The organism is Pseudoalteromonas sp. C12FD-1 (genome assembly GCF_037414265.1).
Lineage (GTDB): Bacteria > Pseudomonadota > Gammaproteobacteria > Enterobacterales > Alteromonadaceae > Pseudoalteromonas.
In genome coordinates this window covers 15,743-36,802 of the sequence record NZ_JBBEVD010000063.1, presented here as the reverse complement: position 1 = coordinate 36,802, position 21,060 = coordinate 15,743, and the positions used below count along the sequence as shown (strand labels likewise).

Here is a 21,060-nt window from a genome sequence, read left to right as displayed (position 1 = left end):
ATGTCACTAGGTAAAGTGCAAGTTAACAATCTGAATTTAGGGCAAGGCGACATCCAAGGTGTTGAACGACACTTCTTGTTTGTTGGCCGTGCAGGTTCAGTAGATGAAGAAAGCCAATTATTCAGCGTAGGCGCGCAAACCGATCTTGAAGATTCATTTGCCGACAGCCCACTACGTGAACAGCTCATTGCCGCGCAATTAAACGCAGGCCAAAACTGGACGGCAGCAGTTTACCCACTGGCTGACGATGAAACAATTATTGATGCCATTGACCGCGCAAACGAAGTACAAAGCTTTGAAATGATAGTTGTATGTGATGAGCAAACAACTAGCGGTGGCTTAACAGATATTCATGATCATTTAACGTCATTGCAAGCCACATTAGGCCGTTTTGTATCGGCATTGGTTGCTGTGCCAGGTATTGATGTAGCCACACAAACATGGTCGCAATATGAAGCCGCAACCATTGCACTACAAGCCGATATTGCCGCGCACTTAGTCGTACCCGTACCGCAATTACACGCCAATAACGTAGGCATATTAGCAGGGCGACTATGTAACCGCAGCGTAAGCATTGCCGACAGCCCAATGCGCGTAGCAACAGGCAGCGTATTAGGGTTAGGCGAAGCACCGGTTGATACGAACGGCGACCCGCTATCACTTGCCACATTAGAAACGCTAGCCAATGCCCGCATGAGCGTGCCGCAGTGGTACAGCGACTTTGAAGGCACCTATTGGAGCGACGCCCAAACGCTAGACGCAACAGGCGGCGACTACCAATACCTTGAGCACCTACGCCCAGTGCACAAAGCCAGTCGCGAAGTGCGCGTACTTGCCATTCGCCGTGTTGCCAATCGCGCCCTTAACTCAACGCCAAACAGTATTGAGCTAAACAAAGCGTATTTTATGCGCCCACTACGCGCCATGAGCAAAAGCACCACTATTTTAGGCACGCAGTTCCCAGGTGAAATACAGCCACCGGTAGAAGGCGACATAACCATTGAATGGACCAGCAATAAAAGCGTGGTTATTTACATGGTGCTGCGTCCGTACAACAGCCCAAAAGAAATTACCGTAAACATTTTGCTTGATTTAAGCAGCAACTAGGAGCACTCACCATGCGTTTATCAGGAATGAATTTTAACGTGAACTTGGGCGACATTATGGTCCAAGTTGACACCGCATCACTGGCTATTACCGACAACAGCGCCGTAAGCCAAACCAGTGGCGTACCCGACGGCTTTGTTGATGGCGACGTAGCAGCAAGCGGCGAGCTATCGGTTAACGCAAGTAACTTTGCGCTTATATCGGATGCTGCAAAAAGCGCCGGTTCGTGGCGTGGTATGGAACCGTTCGACATTATGTTTTACGCCAAAACCAGCCAAGACGAAATGAAAGTAGAAGCCTTTGGTTGCCGTATTAAGCTCAGCGATATTTTAGACATAGACAAAAAAGGCGGCAGCGCCAGCCTGTTTAAAATTCCGTTTGATGTAACCGACCCCGACTTTGTAAAAATTAACGGTGTGCCATACCTGCGCAGCGAAGAAATAGAAAACATAGTGCAATAAGGTAGTTAGTAAATGGACTTTATAGACCACCTAACCATTGCACAGGAACGTGCTGAACAACGCTTTGTTGATCAGCGCCTAAAAGGACTTAAAAACAGCCGCGTTATCAGTGCAACGGAGTGCATTGAGTGCGGCGACCCAATACCCAAAGCACGGCAACAAGCCATAAAAGGTGTACAACGTTGTGTACCGTGCCAATCGTTAAGCGAGTAATTATGAACAATATCAAAGTGAATTTTAAGTTTATCGCCGCACTGGAAGGTGGCCCACAGCTAACCGGCTATGTGCCCGATGCTAAACATTCTAATTCGGGGGTTACTATTGCCACCGGCTTTGATATTGGCCAATGCGATGAAGCCGCACTTAAATACTTATTACCCGACTTTATCGCTAACAAATTAAAGCGCTTTTGCTTATTAAAAGGCGAGCAAGCACTAAAAGCCTGCAACCAAAACCCGCTTAACATTAACGAAAACGAAGCAACCATCATTGATTTATGTGTAAAGCAGCAATCAACTGATTACCTAGTTGCTACTTACAACCAGCACTCAACGGTTGAATTTGCACAGCTAAGCGAACCTATGCAAACCGTTATTGCATCGGTGGCGTTTCAGTATGGCAATTTAGCAAAGCGTTGCCCTAACTTTTGGCGCACGGCCATAACGCAAAACACGCAAGCCATGATCAGAGAACTTGTTGATTTTGGCGACCGATACACTACGCGCCGCTGGCGTGAAGCAAGTTACTTAAAACAGGCAGGGCACTAGTTATGGGCTGGTTATCAAACTTAGTGGGTGGCAACCCAATAGAAGCGATTGGCAAAGCGGGTGATGCGTTATTTACATCAGACGAAGAACGCCAGCAGCTAAGCAACGATTTAGCAGAAATTAAGCAAAAGCCAATGCTAATGCAAGCACTGGCTAATACCCATGCAGCACAACACCGCTCAACATTTGTAGCGGGCGCTCGCCCATTTTTACTGTGGGTATGTGGTTTTGGCTTTCTGTTCACGTTTTTAATTAACCCTATTCTGCAATGGATTATGCCAGACGCTGGCACACCAGAGCTGCCAACCGATGTAATGATGGAATTAACCCTCGCATTACTTGGCCTAGCAAGTTTAAGGACAGTCGAAAAAATTAAAGGAGTAGCAAAATGACGCAGTGGATAATGGTTGCAATATCAACAGCCACCTTAATTTTGAGCGTGTTAGTGCCCATTATTGTGTCGCTAAGCCGAGCTAATAAAGATACAGCCAAAGAGCTAAGCGATCATAAAACCCATGTGGCCGAAACCTACGCCACTAAAACCGATTTTGACAAATTAACCGAACGCATGGAGCGCCAATTACAAAACGGATTTGAAACACTCGAAAAACTATTAACCAAATCTAAGGATTAACCATGAAACAAGCAATTGTACTAACCATCGCCGCGACAGATTTTACGTTTAACATGACAGTGCAAGATCACAGCGACTTTGTAGACCTTGTTGCCCGCGGTGGCTCAATGACAGCAGCGTCACACAATATGGTAATGCGCACCATCGACGACAAACAAAAAGCCGATCTTAAAAAAGTACTTGAAAGCTCACCAGGTTCTGAGCTGCAAATTGCGTCAACGCTTAAAGCTGAGTTTTCGCCTGTGCTGGAAATTGCCGTAAAAAAATAGAAGGGCTGATTGATTCAATCGACTCGAATCAGCTTGAACAACTGTTTATTTTACGCCGTCACTTTTTGCCACATGAGCAAGACGACGAGCAAAACCTAGCCCGCGCTGGTTGGTTGTATAAAAACCAGCGCGAAAACCTAGAAAACATAATAACCAATGCTGTGTGCAAGGCCTTTGGGGGCAAGTAAATGAGTTTACCGCAACCGCTAATGTTTACCGTTGGCATGATTGACCAAATAACAAAGCCTATTGCCAAAATAAGCAATAGCTTAAATGGGTTAACCAACGACTACCAACGCGGCACCATGAAAATGGCGTCGGGCGTTGCGGGTATTGCCGCCAGCGGCTATGCACTACAAAACGCACTCATGCCAGCCATAGAAATGGACCGCGCACTAGGCGAGGTTAGTTCGTTAGGTGTACGCGAATCAGCATTAAAACAACTAAGTGATACCTCTTACGAATTCGCCCTTAAATACGGTAAATCGTCTACCGAATTTGTTAAATCAAGCTACGACATACAAAGCGCCATAGCAGGGTTAAACGATGCCGACCTATCAGCGTTTACCATGTCGAGTAACGTATTAGCTGCAGCCACCAAAGCCGACGCAGGCACTATTACCAATTATATGGGCACCATGTATGGCATATTTAAAAACCAAGCCAATGACATGGGTAAAAGCGAGTGGGTTGAGCAGCTAACAGGGATGACGGCCACCGCCGTACAAGCATTTAAAACTACGGGTAGCGAAATGTCATCGGCGTTTACATCAATTGGTGCTGAAGCAACAAGCGCCGGCATTGGTATGAACGAGCAAATGGCCATACTCGGTACATTGCAAGCGACTATGTCAGGCAGTGAAGCCGGTACAAAATATAAATCGTTTTTAGCAGGTGTAGGTAAAGCCCAAGATGCGCTTAATTTAAGCTTTACCGACAGCCAAGGCGCTATGTTGCCAATGGTTGACATACTAAACCAAATTAAAGGCAAGTACGGCGAAACCATAGACGTAGCCGAAGGCGACGAACTTAAAAAAGCATTCGGCTCAAGTGAGGCCGTCGGCACTATAAAATTACTCATGAGTGACATTGACGGCCTAGGAAAATCAATAAATGACCTAGGCGACGTTACCGGCATGCAACAAGCCGAAAAAATGGCAATGAGCATGACCGACCAAAGCGAGCGACTAAGCCAAAGCTGGTTTGTTATTCGCGCTGCGTTTGGTTCAGCAATACTCCCAGCCTTTAATGACTTTGTTGGTTTAATTGCGGACATGGGTTCAGGCGTTTTAAGTTTTACAGAAGAGTTTCCAACATTAACAAAATGGCTTGGTTATGCCGCTGTTGGTTTGTTGGCATTCGTAGCCGCAGGCGGTTTAATTTCGGTCGTCATGGGAGCTTCAATAATGGCCATGACTGCATGGAATACGGTAACAATGATTGGCCGAGGAATAACCACAGCGTGGAATGCATCATTAGCATTTTTAAGAGGAACTATGTTAGCGCTTAATATTGTGATGTACGCAAACCCTATTTTATTAATTGTTGCGGGAATTACTTTAGCAATAGCGGCCGTGGGCGCTTTGATTTATTACTGGGATGACCTAAAAGCCACCTTTGCAGATATTAGCTGGGTAAGCGTTTTGCTTACGGGCCTTGAATACGCATGGAAAGCCGTTGAACTGCTATTTGCGCCAATACTATGGGCCATTGAACAGCTGGCCGACTTAGCAGGCATTGAAATAGATACCAGCTTTGAGGGTATAAAAGGCTCGTTAGGTATTGAAGCGCCCGAGCAGAGTAATTCAGCATCAACCTTACCTAGCATTGCCGCAATAGAACCCGTTAAAAGCAGAGTTGAGCGCGGCGGTATCACTCAGCAAATAAGCAACGCGAATCAGCAAAAGTCGACCAGCGTTGGCACGGTTAACGTGTACCCAGCCAAAGGGGAAACCAACTACATGAACTTTGTTGAGATGCACTCATGAGTATTTACCGCGACTTACAAATATTAAATGGCGATGTGGTATTAGATGCCGGTAACAATCCAACGTATTTAACCGATCGTGACGTAATAGCTCAAGACATTGTGCACGCCATTTTAGACACCGGCCTTGCAAACTTATTAGTGAGCGACCGAGGAACCAGCGTTACTAACGATACCCAAACAAAAATAAAACTATTGGTAGAAGACGACGTTCGCATTATGCCAGGCACGGTTCAAGTTCAGCAAAGCGACATTAACAAAGGCCAGTGGTGGGTGTACGCACAAACAATAGACTTCGGTGAAATTTCATCGTTATTAGTAGAGGCACAGTAAATGGCTGATGAATCCCCAATAATTGATTTTACCCGCATTGTAAAAAACGCAGGCATACCAACAACCGAAGACGGGTGGAAAACCCTATTTAAGCAAGAGGTAGATGCACAAGGCAGCATTATAGCCAACGACTCGCCGTACTCACCTTTTTGGCGATTGATTAGCGCCATTGTGGCAAAGCCTGCAACGTGGATAGTCAACAAAGTATTAATTGAAAAAATACTCCCTAACTTATTTTTGCAAACCGCCACCGACAGCGACTTTATTGAAGCTAAAGCATGGGAGCACGACCTAACACGCAAAAGCGAAGAGCGCACACAAGGCAAAGTACGCTTTAACCGCGCAGCTAATACAGGCCCAAGCTTACTAATTAGTGCAGGCACAATAATACAAAGCGATGCCATAAACGGCACGGTTTACCGTGTACTTACGGTTGACGATGTAATCCTGCCAGAAAACCAAGCCAGCGTATTAGTAGATGTGATAGCTGAAACCGCAGGTGCTGCACATAACTTAGGCGCGGGTTATTATCATATTTTACCTGAATCGGTGACCGGAATTAGTAGCGCAATAAACGATAGCGACTGGATTGACGTACTTGGCGCAGACGCCGAAACAAACCAAGATTTAAAACTACGCACCCGCAATGCATTTACCGCTGCAGCACCTTGGCACATTGACGCTGTTTACCGCGCAATGCTTACCGAACGCAGCGGCCTAAATACCGATAATATATTTTTTGAACACGATGCACCGCGTGGACCAGGTACGGCTGATGCATATATTTTGTTAGATACAGGCGAGCCAAGCCAAAGCCTAATTAACGATTTAAACGAATACGTTATGGCAAAAGGCTACCACGGCCTCGGCGACGATTTACTTGTACTTACTATGCCAAGTGTTGATGTAAGCGTAGGCCTTACGGTTTACCCACATGTTTACTTACTTGATGATGAAGTAACCGCATTAATTAGCAATATAGAAAACTTTATACGCAGCGCATTTAGAGAAAACACAGACTACGTGGTAACACGAACTGAGCCGCAAACACGCTTTAGCTTTAGCCGCTTAGGTCAAGAGCTTCATAAAGAATTTAACGGTATCGACTCATTAAGCTGGCATCAAACCGACATTACTAACCAAAATAACGTACCGCGCTTAACTGCCTTAACCATTGAAAACGGTAACGATGTATGAACATTGACTGGGAAGCCCTAACAAAAATGCCGTACTGGTTGGCGCGCCCAGCCAGTGAGCTAGACAAACTACGAAAAGGCACGGTGAGTTTTTGGCAGCGCCTAAGTGACATGCTTGCATGGCCCGCTAAACAGCTTGACCCAATGACTGCAGAGCTAGAAATTTTGCACCTGTTGGCATGGGAACGCGACATAACCCAAATACCAAACGAAACCGAACACACTTACCGCATACGCGTTAAGTATGCACTGCAATTTGCCAAAGGCGCAGGCAGTAAAAGCGGCTGGTATTACATGTTCGAAAAACTAGGCACGCCATGGATAACCATTGACGAACGGGTAAGCGAAACAGATTGGGATGTAGTGAGCTTGCAATTACTTGACTCAGATTTAGCTGAGCGAAACAAACTTATAGACAATATTTGCAGGCAATACGGGCGAACAACACGCCGCTACCAATACGACACTATTGCCAGCATGCCATTAATTGCACCACCAAGCGATTTTGCATTAGACAGCCTAACCGGCTTTGCAAAACTCAGCGACGACATGAGCCCAAAACTAGGCTTAGCGGTTATGGACAACGAATCACATTTTATTATTGCAACAAATAAACAGCTTATTAGCTAAGAAGAGGAATTAACATGGCTTCAGTAATTACAATCGCAGGTGAAAAACTTTTTGCTGCTAAAGCGCAAGCTAATGAGCAACTAGACATCGACACGTTTATTTTTGCAAACGTACCCGATCAAGACGCAACAGCTCCAATAAACCGAGAAGAGGGTTTACCAATCGATCACGTAGTGCACCAACAAATAGTGCAACAAGTTGGCCGCATAAACGACAACGTAGTTGTTTACTCAACCGTACTCGACAGCATTACAGGCCCGTTTGAATTTAACTGGGTAGGTTTGTATTCATCAATTAATAATACCTTGGTAGCAATTAACCACATACCAACCACACCAAAAACAAAAACTGAAGCAGGTGTTGCAGGTAACACCCTAAACCGTAACTTTGGTATTGAGTACTCAGGCATTGCCGACCTAACAGGTATTGATGTAGCCCCCGAAACATGGCAACTAGACTTTACCGCTCGCTTGCAAGGCATGGATAAACTAACTCAACAATTGGCTAAAGATTTAAACGGAAAAGACAGTTTCATTGATGATGGATTTAAAGTAGTTCCGCGTGAAACTTTGAATACATTTGCCATTTCACCAGGTGTAGGATATGTCGGTGGTTTAAGGATTGAATTTAAACATGAGCATATAATTGCTATAGAAGATTATGAAAAAGCGATATTTGTTGATGTTTGGTTTGATGGAGATGCAAGTAGTAAATGGTCTCCAAGCTTCACTTTCCATATAAGGGACGATGAGCTAGAGGATTATGTAGATGGAGCAGGGAAAAGCCATTTTGTAACAAAACTAGCATTAATCAAATCAAACGATGATGTGGAAGACTTTAGAGTATCTTTCACAGAGAAGTTCGATAAAAGCACAATAAATTATAAAAATGTTGAAGAATATAAAAACAGTGATGAAATATTCAAAGAAGGAAAGAGAATTTTCATAGAAGACCGAGCAGCTCACTTTATTGTAAAAAATGGTATTGGTGAAAATGATGGTTTTCATATTATAGGAAGTGAGGTATTTGAACAGTATATAGAGCTCGAATTTAACGGAAATTCAGTGACTGCTAAATCATTTGGTGCAGTCAATATGGCTGAATGCACAGAAGCAATTCAGGCATGGGTTAACTATGCAAAACAATACAATGTTGATGCCTATAATTCATTAGAGCTGCACTTTACAAGTTTAACAATTCCAAATGAAGTAAACTTCTCAGGTGCTGGTTTATTAAAAGGATCTGTAAGTGGTGAGAAACCTAATGCAGCCGATTTAACTAATACAAACTCTTTAGGAAGGCTAAGCCTTTTAAAAGAGTATTATCAGTCGGAAATTAATATAGAAGATCAGGCGACAATTAGTGGCTCTTTGAAAATAGTTGATGCCTTAACTTTGTCTGGTAGCAATACAAAAGTTTTAGGTGTATTAGAAATGGAAAACTGTGCAGCCTATGGAGCTGGTTTTTCTACTAGTTTGGGAGGAACGATATCGGCACCTAATTTAATAGTTTGTGATAGTAAAGGTACTGGTGCACACACCATTAATGGAGGATTAATTGAAATCCCTGATTCAATTATTATTGGCAGTGCGTCAAGGGGGTTGTTTACGCAAAATGGGGGGACTATAACTGCTCCAAATTCTTTTATTGTAGATGGAGCCGATGAAGGTGTTTTCACATTATATGGTGGTGTAATAAATATTCCTAACTCTATGATTTCAAGAAATGAAAGAAACGGTCTACTAGTCAATTATGGTGGAAACATTAATGCTTTTAAAAGTGTAGTGAGTGCTAATGGTAGATCTGGTGCGACATGTGAAAGCAATGGGGCGATTTACTTAAAAGAAGGTACTATTGAAAACAATGGGACACAAGGTGTACAAACTGTTTTTGGGGGATTCATTCAAGCGCTAGACAGTAAAATTTTAAATAACGGTACATTCGGAGTTCAAGGTAATGATTCTGGATTAATTCAGATATCTGGTGCTTTGATAGATGATTCTAATAATAGTGGCAAAACAGTCATCAGGGCTAACGGAATAGCTGGGATTCTAGATGATGAGGGGCCAGGCGGGATAGGGAAAGAAAGCTTGACGAATGAGCATTATTCACCAGGTTATAACAGAACAGGAAACGGAAACGCATATATTGGCTCAGGTTCACAAGATAACGCGCAGGTAGGTACTCCAGTCCATATATTATCTAACCCAAATACGCTAACAATTAAAGACGGCAGTGTGCAGGCCAATAGATCATTACATTATATCGATACAGAAGGAAATAATGCCACCGATGATTTAGTCGAAATACGAGGTGGAGTTATTGGCAAAAGACTTATTCTTATGGCTGAGCACTCGGCTAGAACAATAGTTTTAAAAGATGGTGTTAATAACTTAGCATTAAGTAATGGCGATTTTATGCTTGAGCATGAGAATGATGCCATTGAACTAATCTATAATAGATTGGGTATGTGGGCAGAGTTATCAAGAACCAATAATAACCAGCCTAATGAAGTATCTTAACTGATGGGTAAAATAGTAATTTATATAAGGTAGTTTATGCTTATACTTAATTCGTCTGCCATCATTCTTAAATCACTTCGCATTACGGCAAGCCTTGAGCTTGCCAGCGAAGATGCAAGCGGCCAATCATCCAGCACCGACCAAGCTGAAACGGGCACCAAGGCTAAAAAGCTTACAGTGAGTGGTTTATTGCCATTCACTAAGGCTGATCATTTAGCTGAACTATTTACTTTAGCTGAAGCAACTGAAAGCGGTGCGCGCTCTATTTATCGAATAAGTAACCACACGGCCAGTGCGCTGGGTGTTAAGCAAGTTCGCTTTAGTAGTAAAATTGAAGCGGTGGAGCAAGAAGCCACACGCCAATGGGCTGTTAGTTTTACGCTGAGTGAATACCGATCAGTGCCGCAAAAGGTTGAAGAACGTACGCCCGATGCAACGGCCAATGTGCAAGGCGGTGATACGGGTGTTCAATATGCAAATATTAGCCAGCATCTAAACGAAAACTTTGCCGCACTGAGAACAACATAATGACGACGGCTAACGCGCGTTTTATATCACGTGCTTATGTCAACGATTCAAAAGTTGATATGAAAGAGCACTGGATAGTATTGCAATCATCAACGCCTGGTACATGCCAAATTACGGTTAATCAAAAGGCTGATAAGCTGGCACCGGTTGCGGTTGATCTAGGCTGGGGTGATATGGTTGACCGTGTATTTAGTGGCTATGTTGAACGTGTAATGCCTGCAGTAAATGGCTGGTATACATTGTTTTGCCGTGAGTGGGCGGCATCACTTGCTTATAACTTGAGTGTAATGCTGCGCCACCCAACCATGCGCCAGGTACTTGACGAAATCACTAATCAAACAGGTATAGAGTATGTCATACCAAACGCTGCTTATGTGGATACGGCTATCCCGTGTTTTTACTCTGATTGCTCAGGCTATGCCATGTTAAATAACATAGGCCGCGCATTTAAGATTGATGATTTTGTGTGGTATCAGCAAGGCAACGGTAAAGTTTATGTGGGCAGTTATACCGATTCGTTTTGGTATGATAAACCAATTACCATAGCGAATGGCCTAATGACTGATCATCAAGCAGGAAAAACCGCCACTATGCCAGCCGCGCCAATGATACGCCCAAACGTAACTGCCAATGATGAACGTATAACAGCGGTTGAGTTTAAAGGCACTAACATGCAAATAAGTTGGTGAATATGGATAAATCAATTCAAAGAATAGTGAGCAGGTTGTTTCCAGAACTAACTGGACAATTACATTTACCGCGCTGGGGTAGAGTAGTTGCATTGCCTGAACTGCCAAGTGATGATGGCGAGCGCGGTAGCGATGCATTCTATCCACGCTATGCTGTTAACGTTCAACTTATTGACGAAAACGGAACTGATACCAAATCAAAACCACTTCAAGCCGTGCCGTTACCATTACCAGGTGCGGGTGATAAAGCTGGCCGATTAGAACCGCCGGCTATTAATTCTATTGTAGAAATTGGCTTCGCCTACGGCCGAGCAGATAAACCATTCATTAGAACAGTATTGCCTTTTGGCTGGGACTTACCTGCAATCAAAGAAGGGGAAACCCGTACCCAAGTACGTGAAGGGGTTTATCAACACATTGATGACGCTGGTAACTTTGAAAACAAAACCGACGAATCATTAAAAGACATCATCGGAAAACTAGCCGACCTACAATGTGAAACCCGCAAAGTAATAGCAACCAAAGAGCAAGACCACCGCAGTCCTAAAACATGGATAGGCAGCGAAGGCGAAAACGTACTTAAACTGCTATCAGAACTAATGGCAACAGTAAGCGCATTAGCAAACACATGCGCAAGCCACACACACCCGGGCGTTGCTGCAGGAACAGCAAAAACCCAAGCGCCAGAACAAGCCGGAGACTTTAGCGGGCAAGCATCCCAAGCCGACAACCAAAAAGGCAGGCTCGACCCAATAACAAAGTAACACACAAGCCCCACAGTCAAACCCAGCCACCCGCTGGGTTTTTTATTGCCCACCACTCACTGCAGTAAAGTTATCGCCGTCTATGTTGGCCAGTGTAGTTTCACCCACGGAAAACAGACCCACACAGAATGTATGCCACGAAATCCGCACTCTTCCTCACCCTCCTGCGCGCTCTTTATCGTTAAATTTTTACAGTTTTAAAGTACTTCATTTAAAGCGCCATCCAGCGCCCTATATAAGGTTCTTAGCAGATCAAAGATCTGAAAAGATCGTGATTAATTTCACTGTTTTACAGTTTAACCGCCTGTAATTTATAAGAAATAAAACAAAATAGAATTGCTAAACAATAACTTAGCTTGTTTACGTGAGGTTTCAAAGATCAAAAGCGTTTTTAAGGGTTATTAAAAGGTATTATAAAACAGCAACTTAAACAAAAACAAAACTGAAATTTAAAAACGGTACTTCTAAAGTAGGATTGGCAGCGCCAAAGGTGGAGTAAGTGAATTGATTACGAAACGGTTTGAAATGGTTGTGTGTATAAATGTGTGTATAAATTATTTTAACTGGTCAATTTAAATAATTTAAAACAATAATTTAATTAGATTTGAGTATAGTCGTGCCAGTAGATTGTTGCTTGATTTTGCTCTTGATATGCCATGCTGAAAACCCTGAGTAGTTAACTTAAAGGCGCCTAAATACACGCCAAGTTACTAAAATAATGAATTATTTAGATTATGGCATATGGGCGAGGGAGTTTATAGGTTTGGGTGATAAATGTGTTCGCGGAACTTTGGAATAAGATCCACGGCTAGAGCTTAAGTTTATGCGATACAATGCCAAGGGTTTACCCACAATGACAGGTATTGCAGCAAAGTGGCTAGATAAAAAGTACCTAGCATAAAAAACCAAACGTTATACACAAATCAAGTCAGAAAATAGATTGTTACAATACTAAATGATTGGTTTTAATTTCATCTCGTTAGGGTTCTCAGTATGAGTAAGCGATATCATAAGCTGTTAACGCAATTTTATTTGAGCAAGCATGTTATAGGGCGCGTTCGCTTAACACCGTTGTTAAAGGTTTTATGGCAGCTTGAAATATGATTGCTTATTAAAAGTTGCTCTGCTTATAAGAATCAGTTACCCATAGAATATGAAAACTTTCTAAGATAAGGTGTCCAGCTAGAGTGCAGCAGTTCAATTTGATATCACAGCTTATGACAAAGCCAAATCACCCGCCCCATGATAGGCTGGTGATTTTCTGTGTAGTGTTAGTATTAAGTTCCACTGCCAGTAACTACGGTTTTAGTGTTTGATTGCTCACTAAAAGTAAGTGCCTCATTAAGTTTTTCAAATGGAAATACTTTAGGTGGATCAGTGATTAGGGTTTGGTTATCTAACAGGTTTATTAATGCTTCACCCTCTTTTATGAGTTCAGCCCAGTCTTGCTCATCGCCATAACTGTGCAACGCGCCAAGAGCAACTTCATGATAAGAGATTGAGTTGGTAAATGCAGGAAACAGCGGTTCCTCAATTCTATCTTGAATACAGACTAAGTGGCCGTTAACTTTAAGGTAGCTTGCAAATTTAGTAGCACTTTGCTGGCCTTTAGCATCAAATACGGCGTGGTATTGTTGCTGGCATTGGCTTTGCTCCCTCAGCACTTTATTTACACCAAGTGATAAGGCCTCTATTTTATTCGCACTTGGGCTGAGTAAATCGATTTTAACGCCATTTTTATGAAGCAGCTGTATAAGAATTTTGGTGACTGCACCAAAACCAGAGACCAACACCTTTTTATTTTGCATGCTTGGCACTTTATTAAATGCCTGTATTGCAGTGAGCATGGGGCACGGTAAGCTTGCAGCCATAGATAAAGAAAAGCTTTGCGGGAGTCTCATTACTCGTTGAAATTTTAACACTGTGTATGTTGCAAAACTGCCAGGTAAAAGCAGCGATTGATGATAACAAACCGAGCTGCCTATAAACTCTTTTGGTACGCTTGCGCCTATTTGAATAACAATTCCTGCGCCATCCACACCGGGTGTAAAACCGGGCGGCCAAACTAGTGGATTGGCTTTTATAAATTTCCAATCAACAGGGTTTATACCCATTGCTTTATTTAAAACAACAATTTCATTTTCGTTTATGTTTAAAGGTGGCGCAATTGAAGATAGAAGCAGGGGGGAGCCTGCCTCTTCAAACTGCCACGCTAAATCGCAGCTGTTCATTTTAGTTATCCCACAGTGGAGAAAAGTCAGGTGATGCTTGGCGATCGTTTTTATTTAATTGATCAATCGCGGTTATTTCTTTAGCACTAAGTGTTAAATCAGGGCCAGCTAAATTTGTAATCAGATTACTTCTTTTAGTTGATGAAGGAATCGTTGTTAATCCATTCGCAAGTGCCCACGCAATAACAACCTCAGAAGGCGCCTTATTATGACTATTGGCAATCTCAATAATGGTTTCATCTTTGAGAACTTTACCAACAGCAAATGGCATATAACCTGTCACATGAATGTTATTTTCACTGCAAAATTCGCGTAATGACTCGTTTGTTAAGTAAGGGTGTACTTCTACTTGGTTAGTAAAAATTTCACAGTTAGGTAAAATAGCCATAGCTTGTTTAAGCAAATCAATACTGAAATTTGATACGCCAATATTTTTAGCAAGGCCTAGCTCTTTAGCTTTAACTAGCTCACCTAAATATTCTTCCATCGGTTCATTGTTCTCTGGAGATGGCCAGTGTATCAATAACAAATCTACATAATTAGTTTGCAGTTTACTTAGGCTTTCTTTAACACTATCAATGAATGATGCTTTATTTAAGTTAGCATTCCATACTTTTGTAGTAATAAAAATATCGGCTCTATGTATGCCACTGTCGCTAATAGCTTGGCCTACTTGCGCTTCGTTGCCATAAATTTGTGCAGTATCTATATGCTTATACCCAACTTCTAACGCCATTTTTACAGAGTTGTAAGCTACTTCGTCTTCTAAGCGAAAAGTACCCATACCTAATTTTGGCATTGTGTTTAAATTTATGTTCATTAGTTGTCCTTTATTTATGAAAAACGGGTAAGACATTTTTTGCTATGTCTTCCATGCTTTGTTCGATATTTATTTCATTGCGTCTAAAATGAAGACCAATATGATCTACGCCAGCAGCCTTCATGCTGTTTAGCTCTTTTATTAAGCCATTGACTCCGGTTCTAACCCCAAAGTGGTGTCTCTCAATTGGTGCGTCTGGGTTGTCTACAAAATCTAAATGAATAAAGCTTACATAAGGTTTGTCACCTGCAACGCTTCGCCATAGAGCTACACGTTTTACATGATCGTCAGGTGTACCTGGATACGCTAACCATCCATCGAGGTTTTCACCTATAAATTGCGGCGATTGTTGTGCAAGGCCTGCGGCGTAAATAGGGTATTGCGCTACTTGAGGGTATATTTTTTGCCCCGGTTGTAATTGAGAGTCAGACTCATCCTTTAACACCTCAATAGCTTCTCTAAAAAGCTGGCCACGAGCGGCGTAATCAACATTAAATAAAGGATATTCTGAGGGTCTATCACCACTTGCTACACCTAAAATTAAGCGGTTGTTGCTTAGCTCAGCCATTGTGTTCGCTGATTTTTTCACAAGCCAAGGCTGTCTTAATGGCAGAACAACAGCCGCAGTACCTAGTAAAATATTGTTTGTAATACCCGCTAAGTAGCCTAAGTATGTAAATGCTTCAAATACTTGTGCAGCATCGCCAAAGTTAGGGTCGTACAGTGGCACGTCTCTTACCCATGCAGTACTAAAGCCAAGCTCATCGGCTAATATAATGCGCTCTTTATGCTGTGACATATCAGGCACACCAAAAGGCTTGCCTTCTTTAATGCGTTTTTCTTGGCCATCTCTTGACCAGTCATTGTCTAATGGCAGTTCAACACCAATTGAAAAGCCCAAGTTTTTTAATTTATCAATAGTCATAATCAGTCTCTTTCGAAGAAAAAATTCGGGATTAAATTTAAATAGCTTTCACTTGTTCGCGTGAATCTAGAAAACCCGATAGTCGTGTTAATACAATGGCAAATATAACAATTGATGCGCCCACCCAAGGGGTGTCCATTAACTCCATGTCTTCTACAACAACACCGCCAATGATTGAGCCAATTGCAATACCGACATTAAAGGCCGCTATATTTAAACCTGATGCAACATCTACAGCATTAGGCGTATGTTTTTGTGCTAGCTGCACAACATAGACTTGCAGACCTGGTACGTTACCAAAAGCGAAGGCGCCCCAAATAAGTAGTGTTAAAACAGCGCCAATTTGATTGCCTGCCGTAAATGTAAATACAAAAAGAATGATAGCGAGTGCGCTAAAAATACCTGTTAACGCTTTTACTGGTCCCATGCGGTCAGCTAGTTTTCCACCCCAAATATTGCCTATTGCAACTGAAATTCCGTAAACAAGCATAATTAAGCCAATTGAACTGGATTCAAAACCAGAAACCTGTTCTAAAATTGGGGCTAAATAGGTAAAGGCCACAAACGTGCCGCCGTAGCCGACAGCTGTAATGGCGTACACTAAAAGTAATCTAGGCTGTGTTAGCACTTTTAGTTGCTCTGAGATTTTTGCGGTTACCGCTTTTTTTAAGTTTGATGGTACAAGAATTGCGCTACCAATAAGCGCGATTAAGCCCAATATAGAAACGATTAAAAATGTTGCTCTCCAGCCCAGCTCTTGCCCAATCCACGTACCTAAAGGTACACCGGTTACTAGGGCTACAGTTAAGCCAGTAAACATGATTGCGATTGCGCTGGCTTCTTTTTCTTTGGCAACTAAGCTCGTTGCAATAGTTGAACCAATAGAGAAAAACACACCATGAGCCAACCCCGTTAGGATCCGGGCCACTATCAAGGTTTCATAACTTGGTGCTTGCCAAGCAAGTAGGTTACCTGCGACAAATAAAGCCATTAAAACCAATAAAACAGATTTACGATTCCAACGACCGGTTAATGCTGTTAGCACTGGCGCACCAATAGCTACACCGAGTGCGTATAAGCTGACTAATAAGCCTGCTGATGGTAGTGAAACACCTAAATCTGCTGCAATAGTTGGTACTAGACCAACTATTACAAACTCAGTTGTTCCTATAGCGAATGCGCTGAGTGTAAGCGCCAATAATGCTAAAGGCATTTGTAGTTCCTCAAATAATTAATGTGGGGTAATTTTCATCTAATTTAAGGAGAAGAAACACAGCGTATTTCTCAAAACAATTTTGTTAAAAATGCAAAAGTAAAAATAATGGCTTGTTATCTTTAATAAAATAAGGGGCCCAGTAGTGGGTTTAATAAAGCTGTTAAAGCGGCAGATTTCATACAGGTTCAGAGTATGGGGTATTGGCTAGTATAAATGGGGGAGGGAAGCCACAAAAAAACGGCAAACAAGGTGTGGTTGCATCTCGTTTGCCGTTAAATAACTATGTCTAAATGGGTTTTACAAAATAGCGACAGGATTAATTTGTACCTGAGTAGAGCCTTCGTATAGAGGGTGGCCAAGTACGAACATAAATTCCCATGCTTGATCTTTTGCTAGGTCGTCACACAAAATGTTTTCAAGCACGTGCACGCCGTAATTAGTGGCCATCATTTGGTTTACAGGAAATGAAAGACTAGGGTCTTCATGCGGAACGGCTTCAGATGACCAGTTATCGGCACCTACTGCAATAACGCCTTTTTCGGCAAGGTACTTACCACCTTCAACGCCAATACCTGGGCCGCCCGCAAGGTAACGTTCGTTATCTTTACCCATTAAGTCAGACCAACCGGTACAAAATAAAACAACATCGCCTTTTTGAATATCTACGCCTTGTTGTTTGGCTACTGCGTCAATTTCTTTTTTATTAAAGGTGGTGCCTTCGCTCACTATATCTTGGTTAAAATAAGGACGCATGTCTAATAATACACCACGAGAAACCATTGGTGGGACTTTCTCTAGACCAAGTTTTTTAACGCCTGTTACAGTCATAAAATCAGATACTTTATGGCCGTTATAATGAACGTTGTCGCGACCATAGTGGGCAAGGCCATTAATTTGAGAGCCTACACCGGTCCAGCCAATAATTTGGTCATCAACATAGGTAAATTTATTTGTACCAAACGTTTTCTGTTCAGGCTGCGACGTATGAACTTCAAAGTAACGGTGACGAAACGCTGGGGTATCTTTATTTACCGCCATGCCTAAACCGTACACTTTACCTTGTTTTATTAATTTTGATGCTGTTAATACAGAGCTTGGAGTAATGTAATTCATTGCGCCAATTTCATCATCTGCCCCCCACTTTGAAGTAGGTACTTGATCGGCCGCGTTAACACCAGCCGAAAGTGTAAGTATTGCACTTAGAGCAGTGGCTATTTTCAATTTTTTATGTGCTTTCATATTGCTATTACCTTGTATTTAATTTTAGAGGTGCAAAGCATATTTGCTATGACGTGGCCTACTATATTTAAAACAACGTGAATAATTGATAGTTGAAAACACAAAACTCTTTTTCACTTTTTGCAATTAACGAGCATATTAAAATAATAGTGAATACACCTAATAAAAGCTTATGCAATCACTATAAATAAAAATCAGTTTAATTTTATTATTTCATTTTTAACAAAATAGATTTAACAACAATAGCGTTTTTAACATTTCTAAACCCTCACATAATCTCCCTGCTTTAAAACAAGAGGGCTCACAATAGAGCTTTCTAAATAATTAATTTAGGAGATACACAATGAAAATGAAAAAACACGTACTTGCTATTGCTGCAATCGTTTCAGCCTCACTTAGCTCAGCATCTGTAATGGCAGCAGATTTAGAGTTAGTTGCTAAATTTGAAGACGCTCGCCCAGGTAACCCAACACTTACTGTAGATGGCAAATTAATAGTGACTATGTCTGCACTAGTGAACCCAGATATACATGTGCGAGAAGTGCTGGCTGATGGCTCAACCAAACCCTACCCAAATTTAGAATGGGCCGGAAAAGCGGGAGATCATGGTAAAGGCATCGCATCTACTATAGGTATAAAAGCCGATACAAATGGTATTTTGTGGGTGCTAGATATGGGCAACAAGCTACATACACCAAAACTAATCGGTTGGGATACGTATGCTAATAAGCTACATCGTTCTATTGTTTTTCCAAGTGGTGTAGTAGATAAACACTCGTTTATTCAAGATATTGCTATAGATACTAAACGTAATCGTGCTTATTTGGCCGATATGACACTTGATAAAAAAACAGGCACTACACCAGCTCCCGCTATTTTAGTCGTGGACCTAGAAACAGGTGAAGTGCGTCGCACATTAGAAAACCATGAGTCTTTCCAATCAGATGGTAAACCTATTTTTGTAGAGGGCAGAATTGTTGCTCATTCAGATAGTAAAGGTGACGCTGTTTATCATCAATACGGCTTAAACCCTATCGCTATCGACCCTCAACAAGAGTGGGTATATTTTGGCCCAATGGGGGGCACCACTATTCACCGTATTCCGGCAGATGCCTTGGCTGATGACTCACTAAACTACGACCAACTCAGTGGCTTTATTGAGTTCTACAGAAATAAACCACGTACAGACGGCTTTACTGTTGATGCGCATGGTGATGTTTACGTCACTGACGTTGAAAATAGCGCCATTGGCGTTGTAAAAGAAGATGGCTATCACGTGGTGGTACAAGATGAAAAGCTTTCGTGGCCTGATGGCGTTGCCTTAAGCCAAGATGGTTGGCTATATGTGGTAGCTAACCAGCTTCATAATTTACCGGGCTTAAACCAAGGGAAAGACGCTAGTAAGCCTCCGTTTACTATTTACAAAATCAATGTAAATGACGTTGAGTAAATACGCTTAAACCGTCGATTAATCAATTCACCCCTTTTATTAATTATCAGCGCTTAACCTAAGCGCTGTCCTTATTAACGACAAAGTCACTTAATAAGTCTCTTTGTCGCGGTATTTATGAACTATTTAAAAATCAAACCAACACTGTTAGCTACACTTACTGCATTAGTTACTTCAAATGCTTATGCATCATCACTTAACCAAACAGACATTACGATTGGTGGTTATATAAAAGCAGATTTAATGCTTAGTCATTATAGTAATGGCGCGCCAGATACTAATTCGATTTCTAGGCAATCATATATTCCAGGCACCATTTCAGGTGATTCAAACAATGGTAAAAATGTTTTAGATTTTCATGCGAGAGAAAGTCGTTTCAATATCGCAGCGCAAAATGATATTGATGGCGTAAAAGTCAGCGGCTTTATAGAGCTAGACTTTATGACGCACTTTGATGGAAGTGAAAGAATTGATAATGGCTACTCTCCACGGCTGAGACTCGCTTATTTAAATTATGATAAATGGACCATAGGGCAAAATTGGTCAACGTTCCAAAATCCATCAGTTTTACCTGATAATTTAGATTTTTCTAGCGCAGCAGATGGCTCGCCATTTATACGCCAAGGGCAAGTACGTTATACCAATGGTAAGTTTCAAGTGTCATTAGAAAACCCTGAAAGCACGTTCACGAGTGTAGAGACTGAATCAAGGGTAACATCGGGCTCTGGCTGGTTACCTGATGTTGTATTGAGATACAATTTTCTTAATGAAAATAATACTCAACTTAACCTAACATCTATTCTTAGAAAAGTTTCTTTGGACTCTAAAGTTAACCAAGACAAAATTAAAGCAGATGAATTCGGTTATGGGGTGAGTTTGGCCGGTAAGTTACCCGTAGGCAATATGGATGACTTTCGATTTACTATTACAGCGGGTGAAGGGCTAGGTCGCTACGCAGCATTAAATTACATTAATGCGGCAACATTAAACGCAGAAGGGGATACCAAACGCATTAGAACGGTGTCTGGTTTTATGGCTTATAGGCATTTTTGGAATGAAAAACTTCGCTCTAGTTTAACTTTATCGGGTATTACGGCAGATAATCCAACGGTGATTGCTAATAAAGCGATTAATAAATCAAGCTATTCTAGTTATGTAAATTTACTTTATTCACCGACTGTAAATACAACCTTTGGCGTTGAGTTAATGCATGCAAACAATAAACAAGAAAATGGGTCTGATGTAGAGCTGACTCGATTAATGTTTTCGGCTAAATATAGTTTTTAATAGAA

Annotated in this window: 23 protein-coding genes; 18 read left to right on the top strand and 5 right to left on the bottom strand. The window is 41.8% G+C overall.

The annotated features are described in order from the left end of the window. The 16 genes from WDB87_RS08665 to WDB87_RS08595 are packed head-to-tail and all read left to right on the top strand — an operon-like array spanning position 1 to position 11,887. Positions 1-1,107 carry a DUF2586 domain-containing protein gene (locus tag WDB87_RS08665; protein WP_337849641.1) on the top strand — a complete coding sequence of 369 codons (1,107 nt, stop codon included), beginning with the start codon at positions 1-3 and terminating at the stop codon, positions 1,105-1,107. Between the two features lie 11 nt (positions 1,108-1,118). Then, positions 1,119-1,568, top strand: coding sequence for a phage protein (locus WDB87_RS08660; protein ID WP_337849640.1), 450 nt, complete (start codon positions 1,119-1,121; stop codon positions 1,566-1,568). A gap of 12 nt (positions 1,569-1,580) precedes the next feature. Next, positions 1,581-1,781, top strand: coding sequence for a TraR/DksA C4-type zinc finger protein (locus WDB87_RS08655; protein WP_337849639.1), 201 nt, complete (start codon positions 1,581-1,583; stop codon positions 1,779-1,781). A gap of 2 nt (positions 1,782-1,783) precedes the next feature. Beyond that, on the top strand, positions 1,784-2,335 hold the full coding sequence (locus WDB87_RS08650) for a pesticin C-terminus-like muramidase (protein ID WP_337849638.1): 552 nt from the start codon (positions 1,784-1,786) through the stop codon (positions 2,333-2,335). Between the two features lie 2 nt (positions 2,336-2,337). Further along, positions 2,338-2,727: a 3TM-type holin gene (locus WDB87_RS08645; RefSeq protein WP_337849637.1), complete on the top strand. Its 390-nt coding sequence runs from the start codon at positions 2,338-2,340 to the stop codon at positions 2,725-2,727. Then, a complete protein-coding gene (locus WDB87_RS08640) occupies positions 2,724-2,969 on the top strand; it encodes a hypothetical protein (RefSeq protein WP_337849636.1) in 246 nt (81 codons plus the stop codon). The genes WDB87_RS08645 and WDB87_RS08640 overlap by 4 nt, the downstream gene beginning before the upstream one ends. 2 nt (positions 2,970-2,971) lie before the next feature. Next, the gene (locus WDB87_RS08635; protein ID WP_337849635.1) at positions 2,972-3,238 is read left to right on the top strand and encodes a putative phage tail assembly chaperone; all 267 of its coding nucleotides are present in this window, start codon (positions 2,972-2,974) and stop codon (positions 3,236-3,238) included. After that, complete coding sequence (locus WDB87_RS15740) at positions 3,235-3,426, top strand: DUF6890 family protein (protein ID WP_377110213.1); 192 nt, start codon at positions 3,235-3,237, stop codon at positions 3,424-3,426. The genes WDB87_RS08635 and WDB87_RS15740 overlap by 4 nt, the downstream gene beginning before the upstream one ends. Beyond that, positions 3,427-5,226, top strand: a complete 1,800-nt coding sequence (locus WDB87_RS08630; RefSeq protein ID WP_337849634.1) for a phage tail tape measure protein — start codon at positions 3,427-3,429, stop codon at positions 5,224-5,226. It begins immediately after the preceding gene. Continuing rightward, the gene (locus tag WDB87_RS08625) at positions 5,223-5,558 is read left to right on the top strand and encodes a DUF2590 family protein (protein WP_337849633.1); all 336 of its coding nucleotides are present in this window, start codon (positions 5,223-5,225) and stop codon (positions 5,556-5,558) included. The genes WDB87_RS08630 and WDB87_RS08625 overlap by 4 nt, the downstream gene beginning before the upstream one ends. Beyond that, positions 5,559-6,755: a baseplate J/gp47 family protein gene (locus tag WDB87_RS08620; protein ID WP_337849632.1), complete on the top strand. Its 1,197-nt coding sequence runs from the start codon at positions 5,559-5,561 to the stop codon at positions 6,753-6,755. Then, a complete protein-coding gene (locus WDB87_RS08615; protein WP_337849631.1) occupies positions 6,752-7,384 on the top strand; it encodes a hypothetical protein in 633 nt (210 codons plus the stop codon). The genes WDB87_RS08620 and WDB87_RS08615 overlap by 4 nt, the downstream gene beginning before the upstream one ends. A 14-nt stretch (positions 7,385-7,398) precedes the next feature. After that, on the top strand, positions 7,399-9,906 hold the full coding sequence (locus WDB87_RS08610; RefSeq protein ID WP_337849630.1) for a phage tail-collar fiber domain-containing protein: 2,508 nt from the start codon (positions 7,399-7,401) through the stop codon (positions 9,904-9,906). Positions 9,907-9,942: 36 nt separating this feature from the next. Then, complete coding sequence (locus tag WDB87_RS08605; RefSeq protein WP_337849629.1) at positions 9,943-10,434, top strand: baseplate complex protein; 492 nt, start codon at positions 9,943-9,945, stop codon at positions 10,432-10,434. Beyond that, on the top strand, positions 10,434-11,123 hold the full coding sequence (locus tag WDB87_RS08600; protein WP_337849628.1) for a hypothetical protein: 690 nt from the start codon (positions 10,434-10,436) through the stop codon (positions 11,121-11,123). Before WDB87_RS08605 ends, WDB87_RS08600 begins: the two co-directional genes overlap by 1 nt. 2 nt (positions 11,124-11,125) lie before the next feature. Beyond that, positions 11,126-11,887 carry a hypothetical protein gene (locus WDB87_RS08595; protein ID WP_337849627.1) on the top strand — a complete coding sequence of 254 codons (762 nt, stop codon included), beginning with the start codon at positions 11,126-11,128 and terminating at the stop codon, positions 11,885-11,887. Between the two features lie 1,277 nt (positions 11,888-13,164). Here the strand turns inward: WDB87_RS08595 and WDB87_RS08590 are convergent. The 5 genes from WDB87_RS08590 to WDB87_RS08570 form a co-directional block, all read right to left on the bottom strand. Next, entirely contained in the window at positions 13,165-14,118 is a 954-nt protein-coding gene (locus WDB87_RS08590; protein WP_337849626.1) for an alcohol dehydrogenase catalytic domain-containing protein, read from the bottom strand. Between the two features lies 1 nt (position 14,119). Then, positions 14,120-14,938: a 2,5-didehydrogluconate reductase DkgB gene (dkgB, locus tag WDB87_RS08585; protein WP_337849625.1), complete on the bottom strand. Its 819-nt coding sequence runs from the start codon at positions 14,936-14,938 to the stop codon at positions 14,120-14,122. Between the two features lie 10 nt (positions 14,939-14,948). Next, a complete protein-coding gene (locus WDB87_RS08580) occupies positions 14,949-15,863 on the bottom strand; it encodes an LLM class flavin-dependent oxidoreductase (RefSeq protein ID WP_337849624.1) in 915 nt (304 codons plus the stop codon). A 37-nt stretch (positions 15,864-15,900) separates the two neighbouring features. Beyond that, positions 15,901-17,076: an MFS transporter gene (locus tag WDB87_RS08575; RefSeq protein ID WP_337849623.1), complete on the bottom strand. Its 1,176-nt coding sequence runs from the start codon at positions 17,074-17,076 to the stop codon at positions 15,901-15,903. A gap of 300 nt (positions 17,077-17,376) precedes the next feature. Then, positions 17,377-18,318: a cyclase family protein gene (locus tag WDB87_RS08570; protein WP_337849622.1), complete on the bottom strand. Its 942-nt coding sequence runs from the start codon at positions 18,316-18,318 to the stop codon at positions 17,377-17,379. A gap of 343 nt (positions 18,319-18,661) precedes the next feature. On the opposite strand from WDB87_RS08570, the gene WDB87_RS08565 reads away from it, so the two are divergent. Together WDB87_RS08565 and WDB87_RS08560 are read left to right on the top strand one after the other, a co-directional pair. Then, positions 18,662-19,768, top strand: a complete 1,107-nt coding sequence (locus WDB87_RS08565) for an L-dopachrome tautomerase-related protein (RefSeq protein WP_337849621.1) — start codon at positions 18,662-18,664, stop codon at positions 19,766-19,768. A gap of 117 nt (positions 19,769-19,885) precedes the next feature. Then, entirely contained in the window at positions 19,886-21,055 is a 1,170-nt protein-coding gene (locus WDB87_RS08560) for a DcaP family trimeric outer membrane transporter (protein WP_337849620.1), read from the top strand. Positions 21,056-21,060: the final 5 nt, after the last annotated feature.

Bases quoted from the DNA above. Each gene is read 5' to 3' on its own strand.
- WDB87_RS08665 (WP_337849641.1), top strand. From the start codon at position 1: ATGTCACTAGGTAAAGTGCAAGTTAACAATCTGAATTTAGGGCAAGGC.
- WDB87_RS08660 (WP_337849640.1), top strand. From the start codon at position 1,119: ATGCGTTTATCAGGAATGAATTTTAACGTGAACTTGGGCGACATTATG.
- WDB87_RS08655 (WP_337849639.1), top strand. From the start codon at position 1,581: ATGGACTTTATAGACCACCTAACCATTGCACAGGAACGTGCTGAACAA.
- WDB87_RS08650 (WP_337849638.1), top strand. From the start codon at position 1,784: ATGAACAATATCAAAGTGAATTTTAAGTTTATCGCCGCACTGGAAGGT.
- WDB87_RS08645 (WP_337849637.1), top strand. From the start codon at position 2,338: ATGGGCTGGTTATCAAACTTAGTGGGTGGCAACCCAATAGAAGCGATT.
- WDB87_RS08640 (WP_337849636.1), top strand. From the start codon at position 2,724: ATGACGCAGTGGATAATGGTTGCAATATCAACAGCCACCTTAATTTTG.
- WDB87_RS08635 (WP_337849635.1), top strand. From the start codon at position 2,972: ATGAAACAAGCAATTGTACTAACCATCGCCGCGACAGATTTTACGTTT.
- WDB87_RS08630 (WP_337849634.1), top strand. From the start codon at position 3,427: ATGAGTTTACCGCAACCGCTAATGTTTACCGTTGGCATGATTGACCAA.
- WDB87_RS08625 (WP_337849633.1), top strand. From the start codon at position 5,223: ATGAGTATTTACCGCGACTTACAAATATTAAATGGCGATGTGGTATTA.
- WDB87_RS08620 (WP_337849632.1), top strand. From the start codon at position 5,559: ATGGCTGATGAATCCCCAATAATTGATTTTACCCGCATTGTAAAAAAC.
- WDB87_RS08615 (WP_337849631.1), top strand. From the start codon at position 6,752: ATGAACATTGACTGGGAAGCCCTAACAAAAATGCCGTACTGGTTGGCG.
- WDB87_RS08610 (WP_337849630.1), top strand. From the start codon at position 7,399: ATGGCTTCAGTAATTACAATCGCAGGTGAAAAACTTTTTGCTGCTAAA.
- WDB87_RS08605 (WP_337849629.1), top strand. From the start codon at position 9,943: ATGCTTATACTTAATTCGTCTGCCATCATTCTTAAATCACTTCGCATT.
- WDB87_RS08600 (WP_337849628.1), top strand. From the start codon at position 10,434: ATGACGACGGCTAACGCGCGTTTTATATCACGTGCTTATGTCAACGAT.
- WDB87_RS08595 (WP_337849627.1), top strand. From the start codon at position 11,126: ATGGATAAATCAATTCAAAGAATAGTGAGCAGGTTGTTTCCAGAACTA.
- WDB87_RS08590 (WP_337849626.1), bottom strand. From the start codon at position 14,118: ATGAACAGCTGCGATTTAGCGTGGCAGTTTGAAGAGGCAGGCTCCCCC.
- dkgB (WP_337849625.1), bottom strand. From the start codon at position 14,938: ATGAACATAAATTTAAACACAATGCCAAAATTAGGTATGGGTACTTTT.
- WDB87_RS08580 (WP_337849624.1), bottom strand. From the start codon at position 15,863: ATGACTATTGATAAATTAAAAAACTTGGGCTTTTCAATTGGTGTTGAA.
- WDB87_RS08575 (WP_337849623.1), bottom strand. From the start codon at position 17,076: ATGCCTTTAGCATTATTGGCGCTTACACTCAGCGCATTCGCTATAGGA.
- WDB87_RS08570 (WP_337849622.1), bottom strand. From the start codon at position 18,318: ATGAAAGCACATAAAAAATTGAAAATAGCCACTGCTCTAAGTGCAATA.
- WDB87_RS08565 (WP_337849621.1), top strand. From the start codon at position 18,662: ATGAAAATGAAAAAACACGTACTTGCTATTGCTGCAATCGTTTCAGCC.
- WDB87_RS08560 (WP_337849620.1), top strand. From the start codon at position 19,886: ATGAACTATTTAAAAATCAAACCAACACTGTTAGCTACACTTACTGCA.